The organism is Streptomyces sp. NBC_00104, assembly GCF_045160825.1.
Lineage (GTDB): Bacteria > Actinomycetota > Actinomycetes > Streptomycetales > Streptomycetaceae > Streptomyces.
Window position 1 is genome coordinate 5227843 of the sequence record NZ_CP108215.1, and the last position, 24533, is coordinate 5252375.

At 70.3% G+C, this 24533-nt stretch carries 22 protein-coding genes and 1 pseudogene; 13 read left to right on the plus strand and 10 right to left on the minus strand.

Features of this window, described 5'->3' with window-relative positions; all coding sequences use genetic code 11:
- The first annotated feature begins 91 nt into the window (after positions 1-91).
- The gene (locus tag OG272_RS22930; RefSeq protein WP_328223452.1) at positions 92-271 is read left to right on the plus strand and encodes a hypothetical protein; all 180 of its coding nucleotides are present in this window, start codon (positions 92-94) and stop codon (positions 269-271) included.
- On the opposite strand, the gene istB is transcribed toward OG272_RS22930, so the two are convergent.
- Positions 255-1700, minus strand: a complete 1446-nt coding sequence (gene istB / locus OG272_RS22935) for an IS21-like element helper ATPase IstB (protein ID WP_405894687.1) — start codon at positions 1698-1700, stop codon at positions 255-257. The two genes, OG272_RS22930 and istB, sit on opposite strands and share 17 nt — an antisense overlap.
- A 239-nt stretch (positions 1701-1939) precedes the next feature.
- Between istB and OG272_RS22940 the strand changes: the two genes are divergently transcribed.
- Both OG272_RS22940 and OG272_RS22945 read left to right on the plus strand, forming a co-directional pair.
- Positions 1940-3583 (plus strand): DNA repair helicase XPB, encoded by a 1644-nt coding sequence (locus OG272_RS22940; protein ID WP_326581893.1) that lies wholly within the window; start codon positions 1940-1942, stop codon positions 3581-3583.
- A gap of 71 nt (positions 3584-3654) precedes the next feature.
- Positions 3655-3939 carry a hypothetical protein gene (locus OG272_RS22945; RefSeq protein WP_326585754.1) on the plus strand — a complete coding sequence of 95 codons (285 nt, stop codon included), beginning with the start codon at positions 3655-3657 and terminating at the stop codon, positions 3937-3939.
- Positions 3940-4036: 97 nt separating this feature from the next.
- On the opposite strand, the gene OG272_RS22950 is transcribed toward OG272_RS22945, so the two are convergent.
- Positions 4037-4234: a hypothetical protein gene (locus tag OG272_RS22950; protein WP_326581892.1), complete on the minus strand. Its 198-nt coding sequence runs from the start codon at positions 4232-4234 to the stop codon at positions 4037-4039.
- Between the two features lie 332 nt (positions 4235-4566).
- Here OG272_RS22950 and OG272_RS22955 point away from each other — a divergent pair, with 332 nt between their 5' ends.
- Positions 4567-6675, plus strand: a complete 2109-nt coding sequence (locus OG272_RS22955) for an ATP-binding domain-containing protein (RefSeq protein ID WP_327729034.1) — start codon at positions 4567-4569, stop codon at positions 6673-6675.
- Positions 6676-6801: 126 nt separating this feature from the next.
- Here the strand turns inward: OG272_RS22955 and OG272_RS22960 are convergent, their stop codons facing one another.
- Positions 6802-8061: a hypothetical protein gene (locus OG272_RS22960; RefSeq protein WP_327729032.1), complete on the minus strand. Its 1260-nt coding sequence runs from the start codon at positions 8059-8061 to the stop codon at positions 6802-6804.
- Positions 8062-8419: 358 nt separating this feature from the next.
- On the opposite strand from OG272_RS22960, the gene OG272_RS22965 reads away from it, so the two are divergent.
- The 3 genes from OG272_RS22965 (at position 8420) to OG272_RS22975 (ending at position 12602) form a co-directional block, all read left to right on the plus strand.
- Positions 8420-9208 (plus strand): NPP1 family protein, encoded by a 789-nt coding sequence (locus tag OG272_RS22965; RefSeq protein WP_327729031.1) that lies wholly within the window; start codon positions 8420-8422, stop codon positions 9206-9208.
- A 485-nt stretch (positions 9209-9693) separates the two neighbouring features.
- Positions 9694-11436 (plus strand): tetratricopeptide repeat protein, encoded by a 1743-nt coding sequence (locus tag OG272_RS22970; RefSeq protein ID WP_326581888.1) that lies wholly within the window; start codon positions 9694-9696, stop codon positions 11434-11436.
- Between the two features lie 707 nt (positions 11437-12143).
- Positions 12144-12602, plus strand: coding sequence for a hypothetical protein (locus OG272_RS22975; protein ID WP_326581887.1), 459 nt, complete (start codon positions 12144-12146; stop codon positions 12600-12602).
- A 120-nt stretch (positions 12603-12722) separates the two neighbouring features.
- Here the strand turns inward: OG272_RS22975 and OG272_RS22980 are convergent, their stop codons facing one another.
- Together OG272_RS22980 and OG272_RS22985 are read right to left on the minus strand one after the other, a co-directional pair.
- Entirely contained in the window at positions 12723-13946 is a 1224-nt protein-coding gene (locus OG272_RS22980) for an ISAs1 family transposase (RefSeq protein ID WP_405894690.1), read from the minus strand.
- Between the two features lie 240 nt (positions 13947-14186).
- Positions 14187-15152: an alpha/beta fold hydrolase gene (locus tag OG272_RS22985; protein WP_405894691.1), complete on the minus strand. Its 966-nt coding sequence runs from the start codon at positions 15150-15152 to the stop codon at positions 14187-14189.
- Between the two features lie 118 nt (positions 15153-15270).
- On the opposite strand from OG272_RS22985, the gene OG272_RS22990 reads away from it, so the two are divergent.
- On the plus strand, positions 15271-16218 hold the full coding sequence (locus OG272_RS22990; RefSeq protein ID WP_327729028.1) for a WYL domain-containing protein: 948 nt from the start codon (positions 15271-15273) through the stop codon (positions 16216-16218).
- 105 nt (positions 16219-16323) lie between these two features.
- On the opposite strand, the gene OG272_RS22995 is transcribed toward OG272_RS22990, so the two are convergent.
- Positions 16324-16938 (minus strand): YdeI family protein, encoded by a 615-nt coding sequence (locus OG272_RS22995; RefSeq protein WP_405894693.1) that lies wholly within the window; start codon positions 16936-16938, stop codon positions 16324-16326.
- A 65-nt stretch (positions 16939-17003) separates the two neighbouring features.
- On the opposite strand from OG272_RS22995, the pseudogene OG272_RS23000 reads away from it, so the two are divergent.
- Positions 17004-17261: pseudogene (locus OG272_RS23000) on the plus strand (phytanoyl-CoA dioxygenase family protein); the annotation flags it as partial.
- A gap of 26 nt (positions 17262-17287) precedes the next feature.
- On the opposite strand, the gene OG272_RS23005 reads toward OG272_RS23000, so the two are convergent.
- Both OG272_RS23005 and OG272_RS23010 read right to left on the minus strand, forming a co-directional pair.
- The gene (locus OG272_RS23005) at positions 17288-18043 is read right to left on the minus strand and encodes a copper homeostasis protein CutC (RefSeq protein WP_326581880.1); all 756 of its coding nucleotides are present in this window, start codon (positions 18041-18043) and stop codon (positions 17288-17290) included.
- Between the two features lie 514 nt (positions 18044-18557).
- Complete coding sequence (locus OG272_RS23010) at positions 18558-19238, minus strand: maleylpyruvate isomerase family mycothiol-dependent enzyme (RefSeq protein WP_327729025.1); 681 nt, start codon at positions 19236-19238, stop codon at positions 18558-18560.
- 57 nt (positions 19239-19295) lie between these two features.
- On the opposite strand from OG272_RS23010, the gene OG272_RS23015 reads away from it, so the two are divergent.
- From OG272_RS23015 to OG272_RS23025, 3 genes are all read left to right on the plus strand, one after another.
- The gene (locus OG272_RS23015; RefSeq protein WP_405894695.1) at positions 19296-20027 is read left to right on the plus strand and encodes a hypothetical protein; all 732 of its coding nucleotides are present in this window, start codon (positions 19296-19298) and stop codon (positions 20025-20027) included.
- A 73-nt stretch (positions 20028-20100) separates the two neighbouring features.
- The gene (locus OG272_RS23020) at positions 20101-21360 is read left to right on the plus strand and encodes a Cmx/CmrA family chloramphenicol efflux MFS transporter (protein WP_405894696.1); all 1260 of its coding nucleotides are present in this window, start codon (positions 20101-20103) and stop codon (positions 21358-21360) included.
- Between the two features lie 29 nt (positions 21361-21389).
- Positions 21390-22499, plus strand: a complete 1110-nt coding sequence (locus OG272_RS23025) for a GNAT family N-acetyltransferase (protein ID WP_327732195.1) — start codon at positions 21390-21392, stop codon at positions 22497-22499.
- 198 nt (positions 22500-22697) lie between these two features.
- Here OG272_RS23025 and OG272_RS23030 read toward each other — a convergent pair whose 3' ends face one another.
- Both OG272_RS23030 and OG272_RS23035 read right to left on the minus strand, forming a co-directional pair.
- Positions 22698-22991 carry a DUF4031 domain-containing protein gene (locus OG272_RS23030; protein ID WP_327729023.1) on the minus strand — a complete coding sequence of 98 codons (294 nt, stop codon included), beginning with the start codon at positions 22989-22991 and terminating at the stop codon, positions 22698-22700.
- Complete coding sequence (locus OG272_RS23035; RefSeq protein ID WP_327729022.1) at positions 22988-23392, minus strand: hypothetical protein; 405 nt, start codon at positions 23390-23392, stop codon at positions 22988-22990. The genes OG272_RS23030 and OG272_RS23035 overlap by 4 nt, the downstream gene beginning before the upstream one ends.
- A gap of 55 nt (positions 23393-23447) precedes the next feature.
- Here OG272_RS23035 and OG272_RS23040 point away from each other — a divergent pair, with 55 nt between their 5' ends.
- Positions 23448-24422 carry a MurR/RpiR family transcriptional regulator gene (locus OG272_RS23040; protein ID WP_326581862.1) on the plus strand — a complete coding sequence of 325 codons (975 nt, stop codon included), beginning with the start codon at positions 23448-23450 and terminating at the stop codon, positions 24420-24422.
- The last annotated feature ends 111 nt before the right edge of the window (positions 24423-24533 follow it).

The window sequence follows — 24533 nt, forward strand, 5'->3', positions numbered from 1 at the left end:
GGGCACCCGGCGCATCCTCTCGCGTGACGCGGGGCAGCCACCCTGTGTCCGATCGAGATCGACCCCTGCGCTCGAAAGGCCCCACCTACGCATGCGCCCGCTCGCCACGCTCGTCTCCGCTGCCGCCGCCGTCGCCCTGGTGGGGGCACTCGCCGCCCCTGCCGCCGCGAACCCGCCCCTACCCCTGCCCCTGCCCGAACTCGGCACGCTGGTGGGCGAGGGCGTCGGCGTGGAGGGGCCGTTGATCCAGAACGTCAGCCTGCTGAAGTAGCGCGGCGCAGCCGGTAGCTGTCCCCTTCGAGCAGGACGATCTCGGCGTGGTGCGCGAGGCGGTCGACCATCGCCGGGGCGGCCCCGCCGAAGATCTCCTCCCAGCGGCCGAGCGGCCGGTCGCTGGTCACGATCAGCGAGGCCCGCTCGTAGCGGTGGGCGACCAGCCGGAAGAGGAGCCGGGCGGTGTCCGTGTCGAAGGGGAGGTAGCCGACCTCGTCGACGATCAGCAGGGGGCAGGCGTCGAGCGCGGACAGCTCCTCGGCCAGCCTGCCCTCGGCCCGCGCCCCGGCCAGCCGCGCGGCCCACTCCGTGGCGGTCGCGAACAGCACCCGGTGCCCGTCCTGGCAGGCCCGTACGCCGAGCCCGATCGCCAGATGCGTCTTGCCGGTGCCGGGGGCGCCGACGAACACCACGTTCCGCCCGGTGGCGACGAAGTCCAGCGTCCCGAGCCGCGCCAGCAGCCGCCGGTCGAACGATCGCGGGTGCCCCTCGTCGAACTCCTCCAGCAACTTCCGCGCCGGGAACCCGGCCGCCCGCACCCGCCCCTCGGCCCCGGCCTCGCCGCCGAACGCGGACCCGCCCTCGTCCCCGTACGCCGTGCGCCGCGCCTCGTCCCGCACGAGCCGCGCTCCGCCCCGCGTGAAACGGGTCTCGGGGGAGGAGGGGGCGCCCCGGGTCTCGTACGTCTCGTAGTTCTCGTAGTTCTCGTACGAGGTGGCCTGGGCCGGGATCGGCAGCGGCGACCGGAGCAGCACGGGGGCGGTGGCGGACCCCTTCGGCTCCCTCCGCTCCGTGGGTTCCGTCGGCCTCTGTGGACCCTGCGGCGGCTTCGGGGCGTCGGGCGGGCCGTGGTGGTGGGAACCGTGGCCCTTGTCCTCGCGCAGCATCGGCCCCGACATGTACGCCAGCAGCACCGCCGAGGCGATGAAGGCCATGTGGATGACCGTGCCCCACAGCAGCGCGTGGTGGGAGGTGTGGTGGACGTCCACGAACATCTGGAGCAGATGGACGGAGGAGATGCCCACGATGGCGGTGGCGAGCTTGACCTTCAGCACGTTGGAATTGACGTGCGAGAGCCATTCGGGCTGGTCACGGTGGCCCTGGAGACCGATGCGGGAGACGAAGGTCTCGTAGCCGCCGACGATCGTCATGATCAGCAGATTGGCGATCATGACGACGTCGACCAGCTTGAGCACCGCGAGCATGACGTACGTCTCGGTGGCACTCCCGCTCACGCACCGGACGATTAACGTCCACAACTCGTTGAAGAACTTGTAGACGTACACCCCCTGCGCGGCGACCAGACCGAAGTACAGCGGCGCCTGGAGCCAGCGCGTGGCGAACAGGGCGTAGCCGAGCGTGGTGCCCTGCGGGGAGACGGACGGGGTGACCGGATCGGCGGTGTCGGCCGGGGTGGGTGGCTGCACGGTTCGCCATTCTTCGGAACCATGGGCGCAAATCTGAATTCCCGCCACTCATGGGAATGAATAGACATTCAATAACACTGGTCAAGGTGGGCGGGATCGCACGGGCGACCCCAACTGAATGGCGGAACGATCAGGCACACTGGACGTTTGGCCGAAGCGCCGAAGAGCCCACGACGACCAGGGGATGTTCACAACACCCCCCTCACGCTGGTCCGGGCCGTATCGAAAGGGTGTCGCGCGTGAATGGTCCACTCATCGTGCAGTCCGACAAGACGCTGCTCCTGGAAGTCGACCATGAGCTGGCGGACGAGTGCCGTCGGGTCATCGCGCCGTTCGCCGAGTTGGAGCGGGCGCCCGAGCACATCCACACCTACCGGGTGACGCCGCTCGGGCTGTGGAACGCGCGGGCGGCCGGGCACGACGCCGAGCAGGTCGTGGACGCCCTGGTGCAGTACAGCCGCTACCCGGTGCCGCACGCGCTGCTCGTGGACGTCGCCGAGACGATGGACCGCTACGGCCGCCTCACCCTCTCCAAGCACCCGGTCCACGGCCTCGTCCTCACCACCACCGACCGGCCCGTGCTGGAGGAGATCCTGCGGTCGAAGCGGGTCACTCCGCTCGTCGGCGCCCGGATCGACCCGGACACCGTCGCCGTGCACCCCTCCGAGCGCGGGCAGATCAAGCAGACCCTGCTGAAGCTGGGCTGGCCCGCCGAGGACCTCGCCGGTTACGTGGACGGCGAGGCGCACCCGATCGAGCTGGCCGAGGACGGCTGGGCCCTGCGGCCCTACCAGAAGCAGGCGGTGGAGAACTTCTGGCACGGCGGCAGCGGTGTCGTCGTACTGCCGTGCGGCGCCGGAAAGACGCTGGTCGGGGCCGGTTCCATGGCCCAGGCCAAGTCGACCACCCTCATCCTCGTCACGAACACCGTCTCCGCGCGGCAGTGGAAGCACGAGCTGGTGAAGCGGACGTCGCTGACCGAGGAGGAGATCGGCGAGTACAGCGGGACGAGGAAGGAGATCCGGCCGGTCACCATCGCCACGTACCAGGTGCTGACGACCCGGCGGAAGGGCGTCTACCCGCACCTGGAGCTGTTCGACTCCCGCGACTGGGGTCTCATCGTCTACGACGAGGTGCACCTCCTCCCCGCTCCGGTCTTCAAGTTCACCGCCGATCTGCAGGCGCGCCGGCGGCTCGGGCTGACGGCGACGCTCGTCCGGGAGGACGGGCGGGAGTCGGACGTGTTCTCGCTCATCGGGCCCAAGCGGTTCGACGCGCCCTGGAAGGAGATCGAGGCGCAGGGCTACATCGCGCCCGCCGACTGCGTCGAGGTCCGGGTGAACCTGACCGACTCCGAGCGGCTCGCCTACGCCACCGCCGAGCAGGAGGAGAAGTACCGCTTCTGCTCCACCACGGCGACCAAGCGCAAGGTGGCCGAGGCGATCGTCCGCCGCTTCGCGGGGCAGCAGATCCTCGTCATCGGGCAGTACATCGACCAGCTCGACGAACTGGGCGCCCATCTGGACGCCCCGGTGATCAAGGGCGAGACCAGCAACGCGCAGCGCGAAAAGCTCTTCGACGCGTTCCGGCAGGGCGAGATCAACGTCCTGGTGGTGTCGAAGGTCGCGAACTTCTCCATCGACCTCCCGGAGGCCACGGTCGCCATCCAGGTCTCCGGCACCTTCGGCTCCCGCCAGGAGGAGGCCCAGCGCCTCGGCCGCGTCCTGCGCCCCAAGGCCGACGGCCACCAGGCGCACTTCTACTCCGTGGTCGCCCGCGACACCATCGACCAGGACTTCGCCGCCCACCGCCAGCGCTTCCTCGCCGAACAGGGCTACGCCTACCGGATCATGGACGCGGACGAGCTGCTGACGGAAGGCTGAGCAACAGGTCACACGGGGTGGCCGCGCTCGGTACGCTGAGTCGTACCAGCATGGCAAGGAAGAAGGGCACCATGCCTCACGAGGACATCTACGAGGTGCTGTACACCGAGCCGGCGGCCCGTGACCGCGACCGGCTCGACCCCACGCGCCGGGCTTCCTTCGACAAAGCGATCGAACTGCTCGCCCGCGATCCGTACACCGACCTCTCCCGCACCATAGGAGTGGGCGACCAGGACCGCGAGATCCGGCTCACCTCGCAGATCGTCGCGGAGTACATGGTCTCCCGCGGTCGCCTGCTCCTGGTGATGCTGCGGATCTTCGACGACGCGGACATCCTGCTGCCCGAGGAAGGCTGAGGCCGCCGACGAGGGCGGCGAGGGGCTGAGCGGCAGGGGTGACCGCCCCGTGGGCCGGTCGGGGTGAGCGGCGTACGTACGTCTGGTGGGCCGGGCCTCACCGGCGGCGTATGCCCGCTTCCTCCGCGTACTCGCCGAGGACGACGACGCCGAACGCGGCGGTCGCGAAGACCCGGACGGCGCGGAGGGCGTCGGCGAGGCGGTGGCGGTTGTGGTGGTCGTCGATGCCGGTCGCGCCGGGCGGCGGACCGGGTCGGCCGGAGGCCGAGGCTGGGATGAAAGTCGCTGCACTCATGTCTCCATGGTGGAACGTCCGCCTTTGGATTACGTCGGTCTCCGGAGTGAACCCGCTGAGCCCCCGGCTCACCCTCAGGTCTCGCCCACCCCTAGTACCCGCGACGTACGCACCCCCTAGGGGTACGACGAGCGTGGATCGGGGCCCCACACGGGCGAGCCGGGGGAAATCCGTTGGCCCCCGCCCCCTCCCCTCACCTACACTCTCCGCTCTTGCCCGCCTCCCGTTCGTGGAGCGCCGCCGCCCGGACGGAAACCGGTCGGTCACCGCCACTGGGCAGAACCCGCCCTGAGGCAGACCCCTAGGTCCCGTAGGCCACCGGAGGCACCCCCTTGCCCGCGCACCCCGACGACCCCGCCCCCAGCGCCGTCATCGCTCCCCCCGCCCCCACCGACCCCCTCTCCCGCGAACGCTCCCACCTCGCCGCCTCCCGTTCCGCGCTCCGGGCCATGCGGGAGGACGTGGAGGCGCTGGACATCAAGGACGTCACCGCGAACTGGGTGAACGCGGAGGTGCTGGCGCGCCAGATCGAGGAGCGGATCAAGGCGCTGGCCGACCTGAGCCACACCCCGCTCTTCTTCGGCCGCCTCGACTATCTGCACGCACCCCGTGCCGACCAGGCCGAGGGAGCGGAAGGGGAGCGCCCGCGGCCGGAGGCCGCTTATCAGTCACTGCACATCGGGCGTCGGCATGTGCACGACGCGGACGGTGATCCCATGGTCATCGACTGGCGTGCCCCGGTCTCGCAGCCGTTCTACCGGGCCTCCAAGACCGACCCGATGGACGTCGGACTGCGGCGCCGCTTCGGGTACACCGGCGGCGACCTCACCGCGTACGAGGACGAGCACCTCTCCGACCCCGCCGAGGCGGCGGCCACCAGCAAGCTGCTCCAGCAGGAGATCGAGCGTCCGCGCGTCGGCCCGATGAGGGACATCGTGGCGACGATCCAGCCGGAGCAGGACGAGATCGTCCGGTCCGACCTCGCCGGCTCCCTCTGCGTCCAGGGCGGCCCCGGCACCGGGAAGACCGCCGTCGGCCTGCACCGGGTCGCCTACCTCCTCTACGCCCACCGCGAGCGCCTCTCCCGCACCGGCACCCTCGTCATCGGGCCGAACCGCTCCTTCCTCCACTACATCGAGCAGGTCCTCCCGGCGCTGGGCGAGCTGGAGGTCAAGCAGGCGACCGTCGACGACCTCGTCGCCCATGTCGAGGTGCGGAGCGCGGACGAGGCGCCGGCCGCCGTCGTCAAGGGCGACGCCCGGATGGCCGAGGTGCTCCGCCGGGCCGTACGGTCGCACGTCACCCTCCCCACCGAACCCGTCGTGGTCGTCCGGGGGTCGCGTCGCTGGCGCGTGCCGGCGTACGAACTGACGGACATCGTGCGAGAGTTGCTGGACCGGGACATCCGGTACGGAGCCGCCCGCGACGCTCTGCCGCAGCGGATCGCGCACGCCGTGCTGGTGCAGATGGAACGGTCCGGCGAGGCGCCCGACGACCGGGTTCAGGACGCGGTGGCCCGCAATCCCGCCGTGAAGGCGGCGGTCAAGGCGATCTGGCCGCCCGTCGAGCCCGCCAGGCTCGTCCTGCGTCTCCTCTCCGACGCGGACTTCCTCGCCGCCCACGCGGACGGGATCCTCACGGACGACGAGCAGAAGACGATCCTGTGGGCGAAGCCGGCGCGGAGCGTGAAGTCGGTCAGGTGGTCGGCCGCCGACGCCGTGCTCGTCGACGAGACCACCGACCTCGTGCAGCGCACGCACTCGCTCGGGCATGTCGTCCTCGACGAGGCGCAGGACCTGTCCCCCATGCAGTACCGGGCGGTCGGCCGCCGCTGCACCACGGGGTCCGCGACGGTCCTCGGCGACCTCGCGCAGGGCACGACCCCGTGGGCGACGAGGAGTTGGGCCGAGGCCCTGACGCACCTCGGCAAGGCGGAAGCCCATGTGGAGGAGCTGACGGCCGGTTTCCGTGTCCCGACCGACGTCATCACGTACGCCTCCCGGCTCCTCCCCCACATCGCGCCCGGTCTGACGCCCGTCGCGTCGGTCCGTGAGAACCCGGGCTTCTTCGACGTGCGGACGATCACGGACGACTCCCAAGTGATCGCCGCCTGCGAGGAGTTGCTCCGCAACGAGGGGTCGACCGGGCTCATCGCCGCCGACGCCCGCGTGCCCGCGCTCGCCGAGGCGCTCACGGCGGCCGGGATCGGATATCTGGCGCCGGGCGAGGAGACGACGTACGAGACGCGGCTGACTCTCGTGCCGGCGTCGCTCGCCAAGGGTCTTGAGTACGACTACGTCGTCCTGGACGAACCGCGGGCGGTCGTCGACGGCGAGCCGGACGAGCGGACGGGTCTGCGCCGCCTGTACGTGGCCCTCACCCGAGCGGTGTCGGGCCTGATCGTCACCCACGCGGCCCCGCTGCCGCCGCAGCTGACCTAGCCCGCCTCACCTGCCCCGGTCGAGCGTGGGGGCGGTGGGGGCAGTGGGGGCGGTGGGGGCGGTATGCGCGATCGGCCCCCGGCGACCGAGGTCACCGGGGGCCGATCACGCGGAACTCCGCTGTGCCTACTTGAACTTGTTGCTGGTCGCCAGGTAGACCTGCTTCGCGTTCTTCCCGAGCCGCGGCCCGGTGATGAACGTGGAGCGGTCGCTCAGGGAGTTGTTGGAGACCAGGTAGGTGCGGCCCTTGTAGGTGGTGAACCAGGGGCCGCCGGAGGCGCCGCCGTTCATGGTGCAGCCGACCATGTACTGGGCCGGGTAGTCGCTCGGGTAGCTGTAGCCGAGGACGAAGCGCTTGGTGGCGCCCTGGCAGTGGTACATCTTCGAGCCGTCGTACGGGGCCTCGGCCGGGTAGCCGCGGACCTTCATGTTCTTGACCTTGTTGGCGGCGGGGGCGTTGAACCACACCGGCAGGGCCGAACCGACGCGCTCCTCAAGGGACTTGGCGCCCTTCTCCGGCTTCACGTGGAGGACGGCGTAGTCGTACGCGGCGGCCACGGTGCCCTTGCTCGCGGCACCGCCCTTGATCCAGGTGCCTGAGGTGGTGGCCCAGTCGGCCCAGGCGATGCCGTACGGGGAGACGTTGCCCGCGCGGTAGTTCTTCGACGCCTGGGCGATGTTCAGCTTGCCCGTGTTGTTGAAGGACGGGACGAAGGCGATGTTGCGGTACCAGCCGCCGCCCTTGCCCGCGTGCACGCAGTGCCCGGCGGTCCACACGAGGTTGGACTTGCCCGGGTGCGCCGGGTCCTTCACGACCGCGGCCGAGCAGACGCTCGACCCCTGGGGCGTGGTGAAGAAGAGCTTGCCGACCGGGGCGGCGTTCTTGTGGTAAGTCGCCTTGACCTTGGCGGCCTTCTGCTTCTTGACCTTGCCGTCGGGCAGCCAGACCTGGGTGGTCTTGCCGGAACCGGTGGCGGTGTTGCCCGCCTCGGCGACCGCCGGCAGGTCCGGCAGGTTCTCCTCGGCCTCGGCGATGCGCTCCGGCGTCCAGAAGTTCTCGATGTACGGGTTGGCGAAGTCCTCCGCCTTGGAGGCCCAGTCGCCGCTGAAGTCCTGCCAGCCACCGTCCTTCCACTTCCGCAGCGCGTCACCGCTGAGGTCGGTGGGCACGCCCTCGGGGAGCTTGAAGCCGCCGATGGTCGTGTCACCGCCGCTCTCGTTCTCGCCGGTGTCGATGTTGTCGCCCGCGTCCGCCTGGGCGGTCGAGGAGTCCGAGGCCTTGGCCCCGCTCTCCTCGGTCTTGCTGCAGGCAGTGGTGGTGGTGACCATGATCGCGGCGATCACGGCGGCCGCGGCCGTGAGGCCGCGACGGCGTATGAATGGCATGGAGCCCGTCCCCGTGTGATGAAACTTGTCATGCCCCCGCTTGGCTGGGGCGGAGACAACTATGCACGCGGGCGGGCGCGTAACGATCTCCAGGGCGGCCCGCACGGCGACTTCGCACACAACAACTACGTGGCGGATATCTACCCGTGATGTGACACCGAGTCGCGGCGCCCGGCACTCACCCAACTCACAGGCCGCTCACATTGATTGATTCTTCATCACTCCGACACCTCCTGACACTTGTGCATTACCCGTGAGTAGGGCGAACCTGACCTGCGCATGCCATCCCCCATCGTCGGCATGCCCCCACCCGGCTCCCGGCCGTCACCCCCGCGCCGCGGTCCATCAGGAGGTCGCAGTGAAGACACGTTCGCGCACGCGCACTTCGCGCCGTTTCCGCAGATCCGCAGTCACCCTCGGCGCCACCGTCGCCCTGGTCGTCGGCGTCGCCGGCAGCGCGTACGCGGCTCCGCCCGCCGCGCTGCCGGCCAACGCGGAGACCCTGGAGACGACCTGGCAGCCGGCCTACGACTACGACACGGACGGCTGTTACCCCACCCCCGCGATCGGCCCGACGGGCACGGTGAACGGCGGGCTCAGCCCGACCGGTTCGCTCAGCGGCGACTGCCACGACCAGTCCGACCTGGACAACACCAACGGCTACTCGCGCTACAAGTGCAACAACGGCTGGTGCGCGATCATGTACGACCTCTACTTCGAGAAGGACCAGGCGGTCGCGGGCAGCAGCATCGGCGGGCACCGGCACGACTGGGAGCACGTCGTGGTCTGGGTGCAGAACGGCACGGCCCAGTACGTCTCGACCTCCGCCCACGGCGGCTACAGCGTGTACGCCGCGTCCTCCGTCCGCTGGTCCGGCACGCACCCCAAGATCGTTTACCACAAGGACGGCATCCGCACGCACGCCTTCCGCCTCGCCAACTCGAACGACGAGCCGCCGGAGAACCACGAGGGCACCTGGCAGTACCCGCCGCTCGTCGGCTGGAACGGCTACCCGTCGACCGCCATCCGCGACACCCTCGTCGCGTACAACTTCGGCAGCGCCAACTTCGGCCTCAAGGACGGCAGTTTCGCGTCCAACCTGTCGGCCGCGATGCCTTCGGGGATCTCGTTCAACCCCAACGCTTAGCCCTGCGGGCGGCGTCGGCCGGGTGAGTGCGGCGCCGCACGGGTACGGCGCCGTACGGCACGAGGCGGCGCCGTACGCCCGACGCTCACGCGTGACGTCTGTCCAGTGCCCTGCGCCGTTCGGCCCGGTGCGAGGTACTGAGCGTGCTTTCGTGAACGACTACGCAGAATGACGGCCCGCGTCCGGGCCAGATCGCATCGCCCGCTTCTGCCGACGGATCTACGGCGCATCACACTGGCTTGCGGGAGCGCCGGACGAGAGTGATGACCGGGCTCTCGCCGAACCTGGTGGGGGCGCCCCGGACAACTCCCCGCTCTGCAGGCCGTGCTCGGCGGGCGTGGACTTGACTCACTTCTCGATCTCCCGGCCCGCGCGTCACGACTACCGTGAACCACCACCCCACCGCCACCTCATACCTGTCTTCATACAACCAAGGCGCGGTCCCGGCAGTCATCCAGCCAGTCATCTCTCTGAAAGGGGGGTGGATGGGGGCTGTGCGGATCCTTCTGCCACTGCCGCGGACGCTGGCGCGGGCCGGCGTCGGGGTGGGTGGGCCGTTGCTCGGGGCCGCGTTGCTGCGATGCCTCACTCCCGGACTGTTCCTGCTGTGGCAACGGCCTCCGGCGCGGCGGCTCGCATGGAGCGCGGAGGCCGTCGCGGTGTACCGCGCTCTCCTCTCTCGTGGAGGCCCCCGGCGGCGTAACTGTGACGGCCTGGCGCGTGCCCTGGTGCACTACGCCGATGCGCTGTATCTGACCGACCAGTACGACGACGCGCTCGCCGCGGCCGACGAGTCCCTGGCCGTCCCCGGCGCCCGGATGTCCCAGACACAGACCGCCTACGCCCTGCGCGTGCGCACGCTGGTCCTCGCAGAAATGGGGCGGCTCGACGAGGCCTTGGAGACAGCCCGGCAATGCGTGGCGGCCTACCGGGATGCCGTACCCAGGGGCAGGGACAAGTCACTGGGCAGTCTCGCCGGTGCGTTGCGCATTCAAGCGTGGGTGCTGGGCACCATGGGCCGCGTCGAGGAGTCCGTGGCCCTCTACATGGAATGCGCCGCGCTGCTGCGCGCGATGCCCCTTTTGAAGGTGCTCCTGCGCACCCTGAAGGTACAGGTCCGCGTGCTGATCGAGCTGACCGGCGGCCTGCGTACTCTCGGCCGGTATGAGGAGGCCATCGCGGCCGGCACCGACGCCCAATGGTGGGCCGCCGACGTCACCCCCTGGTTCTACCCCGACATCCTGCAACTGCGCGCCCAACTTCTGACCGACCTGGCCTGGTGCCACTGGAGGACCGGCGACCCGTCGCGCGCGCGGGAAAGCGCCGAGCGGGCCGTGACCGTGTGCCGCGAGCTGGTCGAGCGCACCCCGGACATCGGCGAGCCCCGGCTCGCCCTGGCCCTGCAAAGCCGCGCCTACCTTGGTGGCGGGAGGGCCGTGTCCCCCGCGGCCGAACAGTCTGATCCGCAAAAGCTGGCTGACCTGCAGGAACTGTCGGATCTGTGCGCCCGTCTCACCGTCACCGATCCCGGTGCCTTCGAGCCGATGCTCGCCTGCGCTCTGGACGATATGGCCTACTGCCACGGGCAGAGCGGCGCCCACCGCCAGGCCGTCGAGGCCACCGAGCGCAGCGTCGCCGTTTACCGCCGAGCCGCCCGCCGTGACCCCCAGGAGTACGAACCGGAACTGGCCCGGACGCTGGCCAACCTCGTCATCCGGAAGCGCCAAGTAGACGTCCTGGACGACACGGTGGCCCACGCACGGGAGGCATTGGCCATCACCCGCCGACTTGCCGAAACCGACCAGGACCCATACCAGTCCCTGACCGCCCAGCGCTTGGGGATCCTCGCTCGGTCCCTTCGACGTACCGGGGACGACGAGCAGGCGCTGGCCTGTTACGACGAGGCCGAGACCATCCTGCGGGACCTGATGGAGACGGACCCCGGGTTCGACATGGGCTCACTCACCGCCGTCCTCACAGACCTTGCCGACACCCTCCGCTCGACGGCCGAGTCCCACCTCACCACAGGCCACTTCGACGACGCCGTCTCCGCCCTGCGCCGCCTGCTGGCCCTGACCCGGCGCACCGACCAGACCGCCGTCCACGCAGCCTGCCTCACCGCCTTCGCCCATGCCCGCGGCTCGGCCCCCGACGAGATCAAACGGGCCTGGCAGGCGGGCACAACGGACCCTTTCCCCTCGTTCGTCTACCGCGCTCCCTCTTCTTGACGAAGAACTCGGTCAGTTCGGCGACGGCGGGGGCACGGGCCCGACGCCCGGACCCGCCGGCCTGCACGGGGAGTACGACTCCGAGGTTCCGGATTCACGCCGGACGGGAGGCGACAGAAGTGGCCGCAGCACAGGCATTGGCCCTGTTCTCGTATAGCTACGACCAACGGAAATGTAACGCTGCGTAATGCCAGGGGTCAAACCCCGCGCGAGGGCGAGGGGGCGACGGGGCGAGTAGCCGATCGCGGCGCACGGGCGATGCCGCCCGCAAGTACGCCGAGGCCCTCTGCCGGGTGCTGATGTCGGCCCGCCCCGTCGGCCTGCACCTGCCGCAGTTGATGCAGGGCGGTTGCAAGTTCCGGGGTTGTGCGGCTGGTCGGGTTGTGACCGGTTGGGGCGCCTCACAGGGCATGCACGGGCTTCGTGATCATTGTGGTGTCTAAGCCAGATGCTCATGAGGTGGCCTGTGCCTGCTGCTGCATCCTCTCCCATTCCTGCGGGTGACTGCTCAGGTCCTTGTGTGACCTGAGCAGTCACCGGACACCTACAGAACTTGATCAAGCCCTGCCCGGAGCCAGGCCGAACACCAGCACATTGAGGTCGTACGTTCAACCTGAATGGTTAGAGGTACTCCGCTTCAGTGCGGCACCCGAACATGGTGAAGCCCTTACGAATCGTGACGGCGATAACTATGAGGGGAACGCACTATGAAGAAACTGGCCGCCCTGGCCATGACCGGCGCGATCGTCGGCGGCAGCCTGCTGGTCACCACGACAGCTGCCGCAGCCGAGGAGATCGGCAGCTGGAAGCCTTACGGCGACACAAACCCGATCACCTCCAGCTCCAGTACGTGGAGTTGCAACAGCAGCAGAGAGATCGCCCCCAATGTGGTCGCGCAGGTCTGCTCGATCAGGTCGCCAAAGGGGGGCTCCGTACAGGGGGCGGTGATCGTGCGTAACAACAACCTCGCCCTCTTCTCCACCACAGCAGAGGTGGACCTGGTCAACGCAACAAATGTCGAGGTGGGCTACTGGAAATGCCGGTCCTCAGGGGTCGGGCCGAAGTCCTGGTCGGTGTGCTTCGGGGATACCAGGCCCTACAGCGGCTGGGTGAACTCGGGAGGGTTGGCCGGTGGTATAAGCCTCGGCATATCACCGGGGGTCTGAACCTGAGCTCGTCGAAGCGGCACGAATCCTGCTGGGTTCCCAACGTCCGATACGGTCGCTGAGCTTGTGAGGGGGACCGAACGTCACACCCTTCTCACGGGCGTTGTTCCCAGGACGGCTTCAAGTTCCCGGTAGGAGCGGGCTGTCGGTGATGCCCCAGATCCAGACGGCGTGTTCGGGTGCGTCCCGGATCGCTCGGGTGGTCTTGGCGATGTTGTCGGCTCCCAGCAGCCGCAGCCTGCCGATGGCCAGGTTCCGCAAAGCGGCCATCGCCCGCGGCGCGTTGCCGGTGTGGACGGTGGAGGCATCCTCGGCGAACACCACATCTCTGACATGGTGGCTGGAATTTTCGATTCCCCAGTGCCCGCGCACGTATCCGCCCAGGTCAGCGGGGCTGGCCTGGTGGGTATCGAGGCTGGTGACGGCGTAGACCGTCTCCCGGGTCTGCCGCTTGCCGCTCTCCTGGCGGCGCCGGTGGATGCGCAAGGCCAGCCGCGCTTCGGGGAAGGCGATCCCGCCCAGGTTTGCCGCGATGGCCATGGTCTTGACCGAGCGAGACTCCCGCCGCCCGTGCCCGGTCCCGGAAACGGTGTGTGCCACGGGCACCTGCTCCCACGGCAGGGCCTTGACCTGGGCCGACGCGGTCGGCTGGTTTCCCTTGATCACCGCGATGTAGTGGGCCTTCTCCTCCTGCACCAGCCAGCGCACCTGGTCCTTGACGCTGTGCAGGGCATCGAAGGTGACCACGGCGCCGGCCAGATCGAGTGGTTCCAACAGCGGGCGGAAGGCGGCTGTCTCGTTGGTCTTGGCCCCCACCTCCCGCTGGGCCAGGGTGACGGTGGGGCCGTGGGTGACGGCGGACAGCAGGTGCCGGTGGCGCCGGTGTCGGTGCGCGGAGCCGGACAGCGCCTTGCCGTCCACCGCGATCGCCGGTCGCGGCGCCGAGCCGGTGGCGCCGACGGCGGTGTGGTCGTGTCCGGTCAGGTAGGCGCCGATCGCGGCGTCCAGGGCATCGCCGTCGAGGCTGGCCAGGAGCCGGGTAAAGGTGGCGTGGGACGGGGCGCGGCGACGTCCGGGCAGGTGGCGGCGGATGCCGAGCAGCTCCAGCACCGTGATGGTGGCGCGCTGTCCCCACTCGGTGATCTCGGTGATGGTCCGGGCGCCGGAGACGACTGCGCAGGCACAGATCAGCAGCAAGCCGACCAGGGGATACCACCGTCCGCGACGTGAACGCGGGTCGGGTACGCACTGGAGGTGGGCGCGCAGGCGGCCGGTGTCGTGCTGGTGGAGGGGACCCAGTTTCGCCAGAACGGCAGGGACCGGAGAGGATAGAGCGGCAGGCACGGGACCTCGATGTGATCAGCTGGCGTAGACACCCTGATGATCACCGGTCTCGTGCCTGTGCTGTTGCCACGTCAACTCCCGCTGGACGCGGACGATCTACGCGATCCCGGAACCTGCAACCGCCCTGCAGTTGATGCGGGCCACCGAACTGACCCACAGCCAGGTCCGCTCCGCGCTTGCGGTGCTGCGCGACGTCACCGCCAAGAAGGGCTGGCTACTGGGGCAGAGCCCCTACCGTGATCATCGCGACCTGCGGCGGGGCATTCCGGCATCCCGCTGGTCCAGCCACTTGAGAATGGCCTGGTTCGTTTCTTCCGGCTTCTCCTGCTGGATCCAATGACCGCAATCCAGACTGACTACTTCCACATTCGGCACGAATTCTGTCAGTCTCTCAGACCTCGAGATCACGTCGCGGTCGCCGTAGATCATGAGGGTGGGCTGTTGGATGATCGGGTCCACGTCCGCCAACAGGCACCAGTTGCGGTCCAGATTTCTGTACCAATTCACACTGGCCGTGAACCCTGATGCTTCGAAAGCGGAGACGAGAACAGCCAGTTCACTGTCGCTCATTACGGGATCACCGAGTGGTGTTTCCGCTCTGGCGAGATCGATCAGCGCTATACCCGGCTGAGGCTCCCTGGGGGTCTCGTTCTTCCGGTACAGGTTGCGAAGGAACTGGAAGGTGTTGTCTTCGAACACGGCGTCCGCGACGCCTGGCTGCCGATTGAAGTGGACGAAGTAGAAGTCGCCACCAAGCATATCTTCCATGAACTCGATCCAGGGCTTCTCTCCGCGCTCCTGGTAAGGCAGGCTCAGATTGATCACCTTGTTTACACGGTTCGGATGCAACAGGGCCAGTCCCCAGACGACGAACGCGCCCCAGTCATGGCCGACGAAGGTGGCGTCTTCGTATCCGTAGTGGTCGAGGAGCGCGACGAGGTCACCCGACAGGTGCTCGATGTCATAGTCCGTCACTTCGACCGGGCGGGACGAATTGCCGTAACCTCGCTGGTTCGGTGCGATGACGTGGTAGCCGGCTGCGGCGAGGGCGGGCATCTGGTGGCGCCAGGAGAAGGCGTGCTCCGGCCAGCCGTGGCAGAGCACGATGGGCTTTCCCACGTTCTCTCGGCCTGCTTCGAAGACTTCGAGTTCCACACCGTTGACCGGAATGAGGGTGGGCTTGGGAAAATCGGCTGGATTGAACATTTGCATTTCCTCTCTGGGGGCGTTCGCTAGCGGTCGACCTCCTCGGTGAGGTCATGTCGCCATCCTGCTGCCATAAACCGGTCACCCCATGACCGGTTTATGTGAAAGCTTTGTCGGCGTGCGAACCGACCGGCTGGTGGCCATCCTCCTCATGCTGCAACGGCGCGAGCAGGTGACAGCAGCAGAGGTCTCCCGAGAGCTGGAGGTCTCCGAGCGCACCGCCCGCCGCGACCTTGACGCCCTGACCATGGCCGGGGTGCCCGTGTACTCCGTGCAGGGCCGAGGCGGCGGCTGGCGCCTCGTGGGCGGCGCCCGTACCGACCTGTCCGGGTTGACCGCCAGTGAGGCCCGCGCCCTGTTCCTGGCTGTCGGCCCGGCCTCGGCTGCGACGCCGGCCGTGAAAGCAGCTCTGCGCAAGCTCGTCCATGCTCTGCCGGAGCCCTTCCGGGTGCAGGCCGAGGCAGCAGCGTCGTCGCTGGTCATAGACCCGCAGCGATGGGGGGCGAGCCGGGTCGAGCACCGGCCGCCTCACTTCCTCGACGAACTCCAGGACGCGGTGATCCGCGGCGTCCAGGTGCGGCTCGGCTACGTCGACAGCAAAGGCGTCGACACCCAGAGAACCGTCCACCCGCTGGGCATCGTCGCCAAAGGTCCGGCGTGGTACCTCGTCTCCAACACCGAGACCGGCCGACGGGCCTTCCGGATCGACCGCGTGTCGTCCGCCGACCCGACCGACGATCCCGTGCACCGACCCGAGGACTTCGACCTTGCCGAGAGCTGGTGCGAGATCACCGACGAGGTCGACCGCAAACGAACGCCGCTGGAGATCCAGGCGGTATGCACACCCCACGGGATAGGCATACTCCGGATGGCGCTCGGCGGCCGGCTCGACGTGGGAGGTTCCACGACCGACGGCCGCATCGAGGTCGTGATCCGCGGCCACAGCGAGTACATGCTCGCCGGCGAGCTCGCCGGGCTGGTCGAATGGCTCGAGGTGACCGGCCCTCCGGGTGTCCGAGACCACCTGGCCTCGATCGGCAACGCGCTCGTCGAACGATACGGCTGACCGCGCACCAGCGGAGACCTTCACGCTTCTTGAAGCGGACGAGACAGAGTTTCGAGAACAGTTCCGCTCAATAGCGTGGGTTTGTCCGTTCCGGCAGACGCCCGGTCACGACGTCGGCGGGTCCGCCGGCTTGGCTCGCTGCGGGTGGACCGTCTCGTGCCGGACCAGCATCGCCACGCACTCGGCGATCTTCCGGGTGCGCGTCTCGGCCCGCTTGACGGCATTGACCCGGCTGATGAGGGCGAAGCGGTTGGTCCTGGTGAGCACCTCGAACATCGCCTGCGCCGCCGGCTCGGCGGCGATCGCGGCTCGCAGGTCGGCCGGCACCTCCGCTTCCGATGACGGCGCATAGGCGGCCGTCCACCGCCCGTCGGCCTTCGCGGCGTCCACCGCGGCGCGGCCGGCGGGCAGCATCAGGCCGGCCGCCTCCAACCGGGCCACGTTGGCGACGTTGCGCTGGGACCAGACGCTGCGGGGCCGGCGCGGGGTGAACCGCCTCCAGGAACTCCCCTCGTCGCGCTTGCGGGCCTGCCCGTCGATCCAGCCGAAGCACAGTGCCTCGTCGACCGCCTGCTGCCAGGTCAGCGTGGTGACGGAGCCGCCCTTCCTGGTCAGGGCGAGCCACACGCCAGGAGAGGCGGTGTGGTTGTCCAGCAGCCACGCGCGCAGCGCCGCGCCGTCAGCAACGATCAACTCATCCAGCTCGGTTCCGGTCACCACCGCAGGTTAGTGTCGCAACCCGGTGTTGCGACCTGTCGGGGTGACTCGTTGAGCCCGCAGCGTCGGTGTCGGCCTGGCTCGCCCTCACCGAAGCCACCGTGGAGAACGGCTGCCTGCACATCGCCCCCGGCTCCCACGAACTCGGTTACCTGTCGCATGAACTGGAGGCCGAGCACGGACAGCGACGCGGCCGCGCGGACCAAGCCGTCCTGGCCGAGGCCGGGTTCGGGCATGGCGACGCTGTTCCCGTCCCGGTCGCGGCAGGCGACGCCGTCCTCCTGGGCGTCGCGCTGCTGCACCGCTCCGGCCCCGACGCCAGCGACGTGGCGCGCATCGGCCTGAACGCCCGCTACCTCGCTCCCGGCGCCGTCCGCACCCGCGACGGCTCCGCTCCCGGGGCACCCCGGCCATGGCGACGCCTGTCCAGTGCCCTGCGCCATTCCCGTACGGCATCGGCGGCGACCGGCGCGGTCCATCCTTCGGGGCGGGCCGCGCCTCCGATGTGGAAGGCGTCGACGCGGGCGGCGCGCAGGCGCGGGACGTGGTCGAGGCGCAGACCTCCGCCGATCATGAGGCGCTGCGTGTAGCCGGGGTCGCCACGGCGGGCCGCCTCCGCGAGGAGTACGGGCAGACCGTCGTCGACCCCCGCCGCCGAGCCCGCCGTGAGGTAGGTGTCCAGCCCCGGCAGGTCCGCGAGCTGCTTGCGCAGGGCGTCCCGGTCGGCGGCGCGGTCGATCGCCCGGTGGAAGGTCCACGCGCGTCCGTCCAGCTCCGCGACCACCCTCTCCACGGCGCCGAGATCGGTCCCGCCGTCCTCCCCGAGGAACCCGAGCACGAACTCCTCCGCCCCGGCCGACCGCATGTCGCCCGCAGCCCGCACCAGCGCGTCCACGTCCCCCGCCGCGAACCCGTCGGCGAGCCGCAGCATGACCCGTACCGGGATGTCCACGGCGGCGCGCACCTCCACGAACGTCGCGACCGTCGGGGTGAGTCCGTCGGCCCCCATGTCCGTGACCAGCTCCAGCCGGTCGGCACCTCCAGCCTGGGCGGCGACGGCGTCCTCGGCGTCGAGGGCGATCACCTCCAGAAGCGCGCGCGTGGTCATGGGGCCCCTTCCGTCGGGCATCGATCGGTGACGACTACAGGTCTAGTCCAATTTAGCAACAACCCGGACCGTTGGACGCCGCTGTCACGGTTCGCATGCGGACGACCACCGTCCGCATCTACCCTCGATGCGGCGCACCGCAACAAGACCGGCTGTTCAAGGGGGAGTTGCCCCCGAACTCAGTAAGTGGTGATCCGCTCGCTCCTGTGGACCTCGGTGCCGACGTTTTCGAGTACGCGCGGCCGTCGCCGGTAGGGAGTCACACCGGGGTCCGGCAGGTTCACTGCCCAGGGTTCGCCACCGGCCGTCGACCGCACTCCGAGCTGAGGCTGAGCGTCTCTCGCCCTCTGCGGGACCGATGTGGATCGGCTCCCCGGGAGCGCGCCATGCCTTTGCGGAGCCCTGGCCATCTTCCCGGCCCAGAGCCGGGGGTCGATGAATGGCCGGGTGTTTGTACTGTTCGACCAGCTCGGCCAGGTGCTCCTTCGTGCACCCGACGACCATCCGCTTACCGTCAGACGGCGTAAAGGTTGAGCTCGGCCTCGGTCGCGCCGGCCAGTTCGTACGACGTGCCGGCGGGTGGGCGGCGTCCGGAGTAGAGCCGTACGAGGGTGGTGGCGTCCCCGAGGTAGCGCGCGGGCGGCGCCTCGCCGCTCGGGGCACCGAGCAGCAGGGGCTCGTCGGTGTCGTCGAGGTCGGCGTGCAGGGGGCGGGTGCCGCGCGCCCGGGTGAGATGGGTCAACAGCTCGATCGCCGGAGCGAGTTGAGCGCCGCCGTACGCGTCGGGCAGGCCCCAGGCCTCGCGTACGTCACCGGCGTGCACCCACTCCCCGAGGGCGACCCCGTCCAGCACGCCGCCTGCCTCGGCGATGACCGGGCCCGCGTCGGTCATGCCCCGCTCCAGCTCGTCCACGATCCGCGCGACGGACCACTCGCCCCGCTCCGCGATGTCCCGGTCGTTCGACTCCGGGCCGAACACGCCCTTCTCGAACCGCCCCTCCACCACCCGCGACAGCGCGGCCGAGCAGTGCGCCAGCACATCCCGCACGGTCCACCCCGGACAACAGGTCCCCGCCGAGAAGTCCCCCTCCGGCCGCCCCCGCAACAGCGGCACCAGCACGTCCCGCTCACCGGCCAGCAGCCGCGCGGGGAGTCCGGGGTCCCGTACGTCGTGTGTATCAGCCACAGTCGTCATGGGATCCACGCTAGGGGGAGAGGCCCGCTGTGTGCACAGCACAGGCACAATGCGTATATGCCCGACCCTGACACCTCCGACGCTTCCGGCGCTTCCGGCGCTTCCGACGTCCCCGGCGTCCCCGGCGTCCCCGGCATCGACGCGGCCCGCCGGGAAGCCCTTCGCCACCGCTGGCTCCCCGCGCTGCTCTCCGCCCGGGACGGGGCCTGCGATCCCCCGCCGTCCCCGTATGCCGACAACCTGATCGAGCGGTGGTCGGAGCCCCAGCGGAAGTACCACACCCTTGATCACCTGACGGCGGTGCTGGACCGCGTCGAGGTGCTGGAGGACCACGCGGCGGACCCGGATCTCGTCCGCCTGGCGGCCTGGTTCCACGACGCCGTGTATCTGCCGGAGCGGTCGACGAACGAGGAGCGGTCGGCGCGGCTCGCCGAGCGGGCGTTGCGCGAGGCCGGGGTCGCGGAGGAGAAGGTGGCGGAGGTCGTGCGGCTGGTGCTGCTGACCGTCACCCATGATCCGGCCGACGACGACCCGAACGGGCAGGTGCTGTGCGACGCGGATCTCGCGATCCTGGCATCGGCACCGGACGCGTACGCCGCCTATGCCGCCGCCGTGCGGGCGGAGTACGGGTTCGTGCCGGACGAGGCGTTCCGGGCGGGCCGGGCGGCTGTGCTGCGCCAACTGCTCGATCTGCCCCGGCTGTTCAGGACGCCGTACGGGCAGCGGGAGTGGGAGGGCCGAGCTCGGGAGAACCTGCGGGCGGAGCTGACCGGACTGACGAAGGACTGACGGAGGACTGACGAGACCGACTTCCCGGCCCTGTCCGGGGGAAGGAATGCGACCCCGTGACCGCCTGTTGCCCATGAATGTGTCCTCATCCGCCACCGCTCCCGACCATGCCCGTTTCCGCGTCCCCCTCTCCGTCTACGTCCTCGGCCTGGCCGTCTTCGCGCTCGGGACCAGCGAATTCATGCTCTCGGGGCTGCTGCCGCCCATCGCCGAGGACATGCACGTGTCCATCCCACGGGCGGGACTGCTGATCTCGGCGTTCGCGATCGGGATGGTGATCGGGGCGCCGCTGCTGGCGGTGGCGACACTGCGCCTCCCCCGGCGTACGACCCTCGTCGCGCTGATCACGATCTTCGGCTTCGGGCAGGTCGCCGGGGCCCTCGCCCCCACCTACGCCGTCCTCTTCGCCTCCCGGATCGTGAGCGCGCTGGCCTGCGCCGGGTTCTGGGCGGTCGGGGCGGCCGTGGCCGTCGCGATGGTGCCGGTGAACGCGCGGGCCCGCGCCCTGGCCATCATGATCGGCGGGTTGTCGATCGCCAATGTGCTGGGGGTTCCGGCGGGGGCCTTCCTCGGAGAGCACTTCGGATGGCGGTCGGCGTTCTGGGCGGTGGCGGTGGCCTCGGCGATCGCGCTCGTCGGGGTCGTGACACTCGTACCGGCCATCCCGCTGCCCGACCAGCGGCCCCGGCTCGCCCGAGAGGCCCGGATCTACCGCGAACCCCAGGTCTGGCTCTCCATCACGATCGTGGCGCTGGCCGCGGGCGGCGTCTTCTGCGCGTTCAGCTATCTCGCGCCGCTGCTCACGGACGTGGCCGGGCTGGACGACGGCTGGGTGCCGACGGTTCTCGCGCTGTTCGGGATCGGGGCGCTGATCGGCACGGCGGTCGGGGGACGGATCGCGGACGCGCACCTCTTCGGGGTGCTGCTCACCGGTACCGCCGCGTCCACGGTGCTGCTCGTCGCCCTGGCGCTGCTCGCCGAGTCCGCCGTCGCCGCCGTCCTGCTCTCCTTCCTCCTCGGGGTGTCCTGCTTCTACACCGCCCCGGCCCTCAACGCCCGTCTGTTCAACGTCGCCGGTGCCGCCCCGACCCTCGCCGGCGCCACCACCACCGCCGCGTTCAACCTCGGCAACACCGGTGGCCCCTGGGTCGGCGGCGTCGTCATCGACGCGGGCCACGGCTTCGCCTCCACGGCCTGGGCGGGCGGCGCCATCACCGCGGCCGCCATCGGCACCACGGCCGTCTCGCTGCGCCTCCACCGGCGTACGCGGGCCTCCCGGCTCGTGGCCGGGAGCGGTGACAGCGCCGTAAATCCGGTACGTACGGACGTCTGAGCCCGCCTATCCTCGCCGCCATGCGACCAATGGGTGGGGAACAGGTTCAGGAAGCCGTCGAACACGGCCTGACGGTGCTGGGGACGGTGGTGGACCAGGACTGGAAGGGCGTCAAGGCCGGTCGGCTGGAGTGGGATTGCCGGGAGACCGCCGAGCACGTCGCGTCGGACCTGATCGCCTACGCGGGACAGCTGGCGGGGCGGCCGACGGCACGCTACGTACCGTTCGAGATCGACATGGCGGAGTGCGAGAACAACGCCGACGTGCTGGAGGTGATCCGCACGACCGGCGCCCTGCTCACGGCCGCCGTCCACACCACCCCCCGCTCGGTCCGCGCCTTCCACCCGTACCCGTTCCGCGCCGCCGACCGTGAGGGCTTCGCGGCGATGGGTGTCGCCGAGGTGCTGCTGCACACGCACGACATCGCGGAGGGCCTCGGGCTCCCGGCGTCCGCGGCCGTGCCGCCCGCCGGGCTCGGACTGTGCGAGTCCGTGCTCGCCCGCCTCTTCCCGCACGTCAGGCCGGGTGACGACCCCTGGACGACCCTGCTGTGGGCCACCGGCCGGGGCGAGCTGCCGGGGCGCGCACCGGTCACGGAGTGGCGTTGGAGCAATCCGCTGCACATCGACGCCGAGAACGTCGTCCTGCAGGGCGTCCACCCGGCCGCCGCGGCCGATCTCGCCGAGGGCGGCACCGGCGGCTTCGCGTGGATCGCGGGCGGGCCGGTCGAGGGGACCCGGGTCGGCGCGGGCATGGTGTTCCAGGCCTACGAGGCGGGGGTGCACCGGCCGGAGTGGGGCATGTTCGTGCTCGTACGCAAGGAGGACGGGTTCGCCGTCGGCGCGCTCGGCTACCACGGCGCGCCGGACGAGGAGGGCCGCGTCGAGATCGGCTACGACCTGGTCGAGGGGGCGCGCGGGCGCGGTCACATGACCGACGCGGTGCGCGCGCTGGCCGGCTGGGCGCGGGAGCGGAGCCGGGAGCCGGGGGACGTACGGTCGCTGTTCGCGGTCGTCGACAAGGTCAACGCCCCGTCCCAGAACGTCCTTTCGCGGGCCGGATTCGACAAGGTCAGCGACGACTGGGGCGACGGGGAGCACGGGGCGCAGTTCGCGTACGAACTCCGCCTGCGCGCCTGACGTACAACTCCGCCTGCGCGCCTGACGTACGACTCGGTCCGCGCGCCTGACGTACGCCGGGGCCCGAGCGGTGTCGAGTGCCCCGGCCCTTCAGACCGTGGCCCGCGACCTCTCAGGCCGTGGCCCGCAACCCCTCAGGTGTGTCCCCGACCCTTCAGGCCATGGCCCGCGCCCCCTCAGGCATGGGCCCCGACCCCTTCAGGCCGTGGTCCCCGACCCCTCACGCCGTGGTCCCCGCCGCTTGGGCCTGCGCAGCCCCGCCTCCGTCAGTCTGCGCAGCAACTCCTTCGAGCCCACCTCCACGGCACCCGCCCGCACGACCGCCTCGTAGCGGTGGGACGGGATGTCGTAGTGGTCGCGCTCGAAGGCCCGCTCGGGGATGCCCAACCGCCCGGCGAAGGCGTGCAGTTCGTCGAAGGACGCGTCGCTGACGAGGTGGGACCACATGCGCCCGTGCCCCGGCCAGGTGGGCGGGTCGATGTAGAGGGTCACGGGGACGGGGCCCCTCCGGACGCGGCGCCCAGCGTCCCCAGCGCCGCGACCCGCACCCCGGCCTTGTGGCACACCCACTGCGGATCGGGCCCGAGCTCGGGCTCGACGTCGAGCGCGTGCGGGTCGCCGACGCCGCAGACCGGGCAGAGGGGCCAGCGGCCGTACCGTTCGAGCAGGGCGTCCTGGACGTCCTGGGCGACGAGCCCGGCGACGTACGCCGCGCCGTCCGGCCACTGCTCGACCCACCAGCGGCGCTGGACGACGGAGTCCTCGACCATCGAGACGATGTCCGCGTCGGCGACCTCGCCGGATGCCAGGTCGGCGAGCACGAGGGCGCGGGCGGCGTGCAGCGCCTGCTCAAGGGGGCCGAGGGGGCTCACGGGGTCACTGCTGGGACTCATGCATCCATTGTGCGGCCCTTGACCATACGACCGGAAAGAAAATATCTTTCATAAGGTGAGCGATGAAGTGAAGGAAATTTCCGCACCTGCGGAAGGCCGGTCCCCGGGTCGCTCGCCCGGAGGGAAGAGCGGCACCGCGGGAGCGCCGCCCGCCCCCGCCGCCCTCGCCGCGAAGGTACGGACGCTGGCCCCTTCCATGACCCGTTCCATGCAGCGGGTCGCGGAGGCCGTCGCGAGCGATCCCGCGGGCTGCGCGGCGCTCACGGTCACCGGCCTCGCCGCTCTCACCGGCACCAGCGAGGCGACGGTCGTCCGCACCGCCCGCCTCCTCGGCTACCCCGGCTACCGCGACCTGCGCCTCGCCCTCGCCGGCCTCGCCGCCCACCAGCAGTCGGGCCGCGCGCCCTCGGTCACGGCCGACATCGCGGTCGACGACCCGCTGCCCGACGTGGTCGCCAAGCTCGCGTACGACGAGCAGCAGACCCTCGCGGACACGGCGGCCGGACTCGACATGGTCCAGCTCGGCGCGGCGGTCGGCGCGCTCGCCGGGGCCCGCCGCATAGACATCTACGGTGTCGGGGCGTCCGGGCTGGTCGCCCAGGACCTCACGCAGAAGCTGCTCCGCATAGGGCTGATAGCGCACGCGCACAGCGACCCGCACCTCGCCGTCACCAACGCGGTGCAGCTCCGCGCGAAGGACGTGGCCATAGCGATCACCCACTCCGGCTCGACGGGCGACGTCATCGAGCCGCTGCGGGTCGCCTTCGACCACGGGGCCACGACGATCGCGATCACCGGGCGGCCCGACGGACCGGTCTCCCAGTACGCCGATCACGTCCTGACGACGTCCACGGCCAGGGAGAGCGAGCTGCGGCCGGCGGCGATGTCGTCCCGGACGAGTCAACTGCTGGTGGTGGACTGCCTGTTCGTCGGCGTGGCGCAACGGACGTACGAGTCGGCGGCGCCCGCGTTGTCGGCGTCCTACGAGGCGTTGGCGCATCGGCACCGGGTCGGGGGGCCGTCGCGGTAGGTGGGCCGGGGACGAGCGCCCCGTCAGGGCACGGAACCGTGACCACCGCGGCTGCGCCGCGGAGCGCGATCGACCACGACGAACCCGCGGACCACCACCGCGTCTGCCCCG

What these genes read in the sequence shown, in the direction of transcription:
- OG272_RS22930 (WP_328223452.1), top strand. Translation starts at nt 92, where the DNA reads ATGCGCCCGCTCGCCACGCTCGTCTCCGCTGCCGCCGCCGTCGCCCTG.
- OG272_RS22945 (WP_326585754.1), top strand. Translation starts at nt 3,655, where the DNA reads ATGCCTCACGAGGACATCTACGAGGTGCTGTACACCGAGCCGGCGGCC.
- OG272_RS22950 (WP_326581892.1), bottom strand. Translation starts at nt 4,234, where the DNA reads ATGAGTGCAGCGACTTTCATCCCAGCCTCGGCCTCCGGCCGACCCGGT.
- OG272_RS22960 (WP_327729032.1), bottom strand. Translation starts at nt 8,061, where the DNA reads ATGCCATTCATACGCCGTCGCGGCCTCACGGCCGCGGCCGCCGTGATC.
- OG272_RS22970 (WP_326581888.1), top strand. Translation starts at nt 9,694, where the DNA reads ATGGGGGCTGTGCGGATCCTTCTGCCACTGCCGCGGACGCTGGCGCGG.
- OG272_RS22975 (WP_326581887.1), top strand. Translation starts at nt 12,144, where the DNA reads ATGAAGAAACTGGCCGCCCTGGCCATGACCGGCGCGATCGTCGGCGGC.
- OG272_RS22985 (WP_405894691.1), bottom strand. Translation starts at nt 15,152, where the DNA reads ATGTTCAATCCAGCCGATTTTCCCAAGCCCACCCTCATTCCGGTCAAC.
- OG272_RS23005 (WP_326581880.1), bottom strand. Translation starts at nt 18,043, where the DNA reads ATGACCACGCGCGCGCTTCTGGAGGTGATCGCCCTCGACGCCGAGGAC.
- OG272_RS23010 (WP_327729025.1), bottom strand. Translation starts at nt 19,238, where the DNA reads ATGACGACTGTGGCTGATACACACGACGTACGGGACCCCGGACTCCCC.
- OG272_RS23015 (WP_405894695.1), top strand. Translation starts at nt 19,296, where the DNA reads ATGCCCGACCCTGACACCTCCGACGCTTCCGGCGCTTCCGGCGCTTCC.
- OG272_RS23020 (WP_405894696.1), top strand. Translation starts at nt 20,101, where the DNA reads ATGAATGTGTCCTCATCCGCCACCGCTCCCGACCATGCCCGTTTCCGC.
- OG272_RS23025 (WP_327732195.1), top strand. Translation starts at nt 21,390, where the DNA reads ATGGGTGGGGAACAGGTTCAGGAAGCCGTCGAACACGGCCTGACGGTG.
- OG272_RS23035 (WP_327729022.1), bottom strand. Translation starts at nt 23,392, where the DNA reads ATGAGTCCCAGCAGTGACCCCGTGAGCCCCCTCGGCCCCCTTGAGCAG.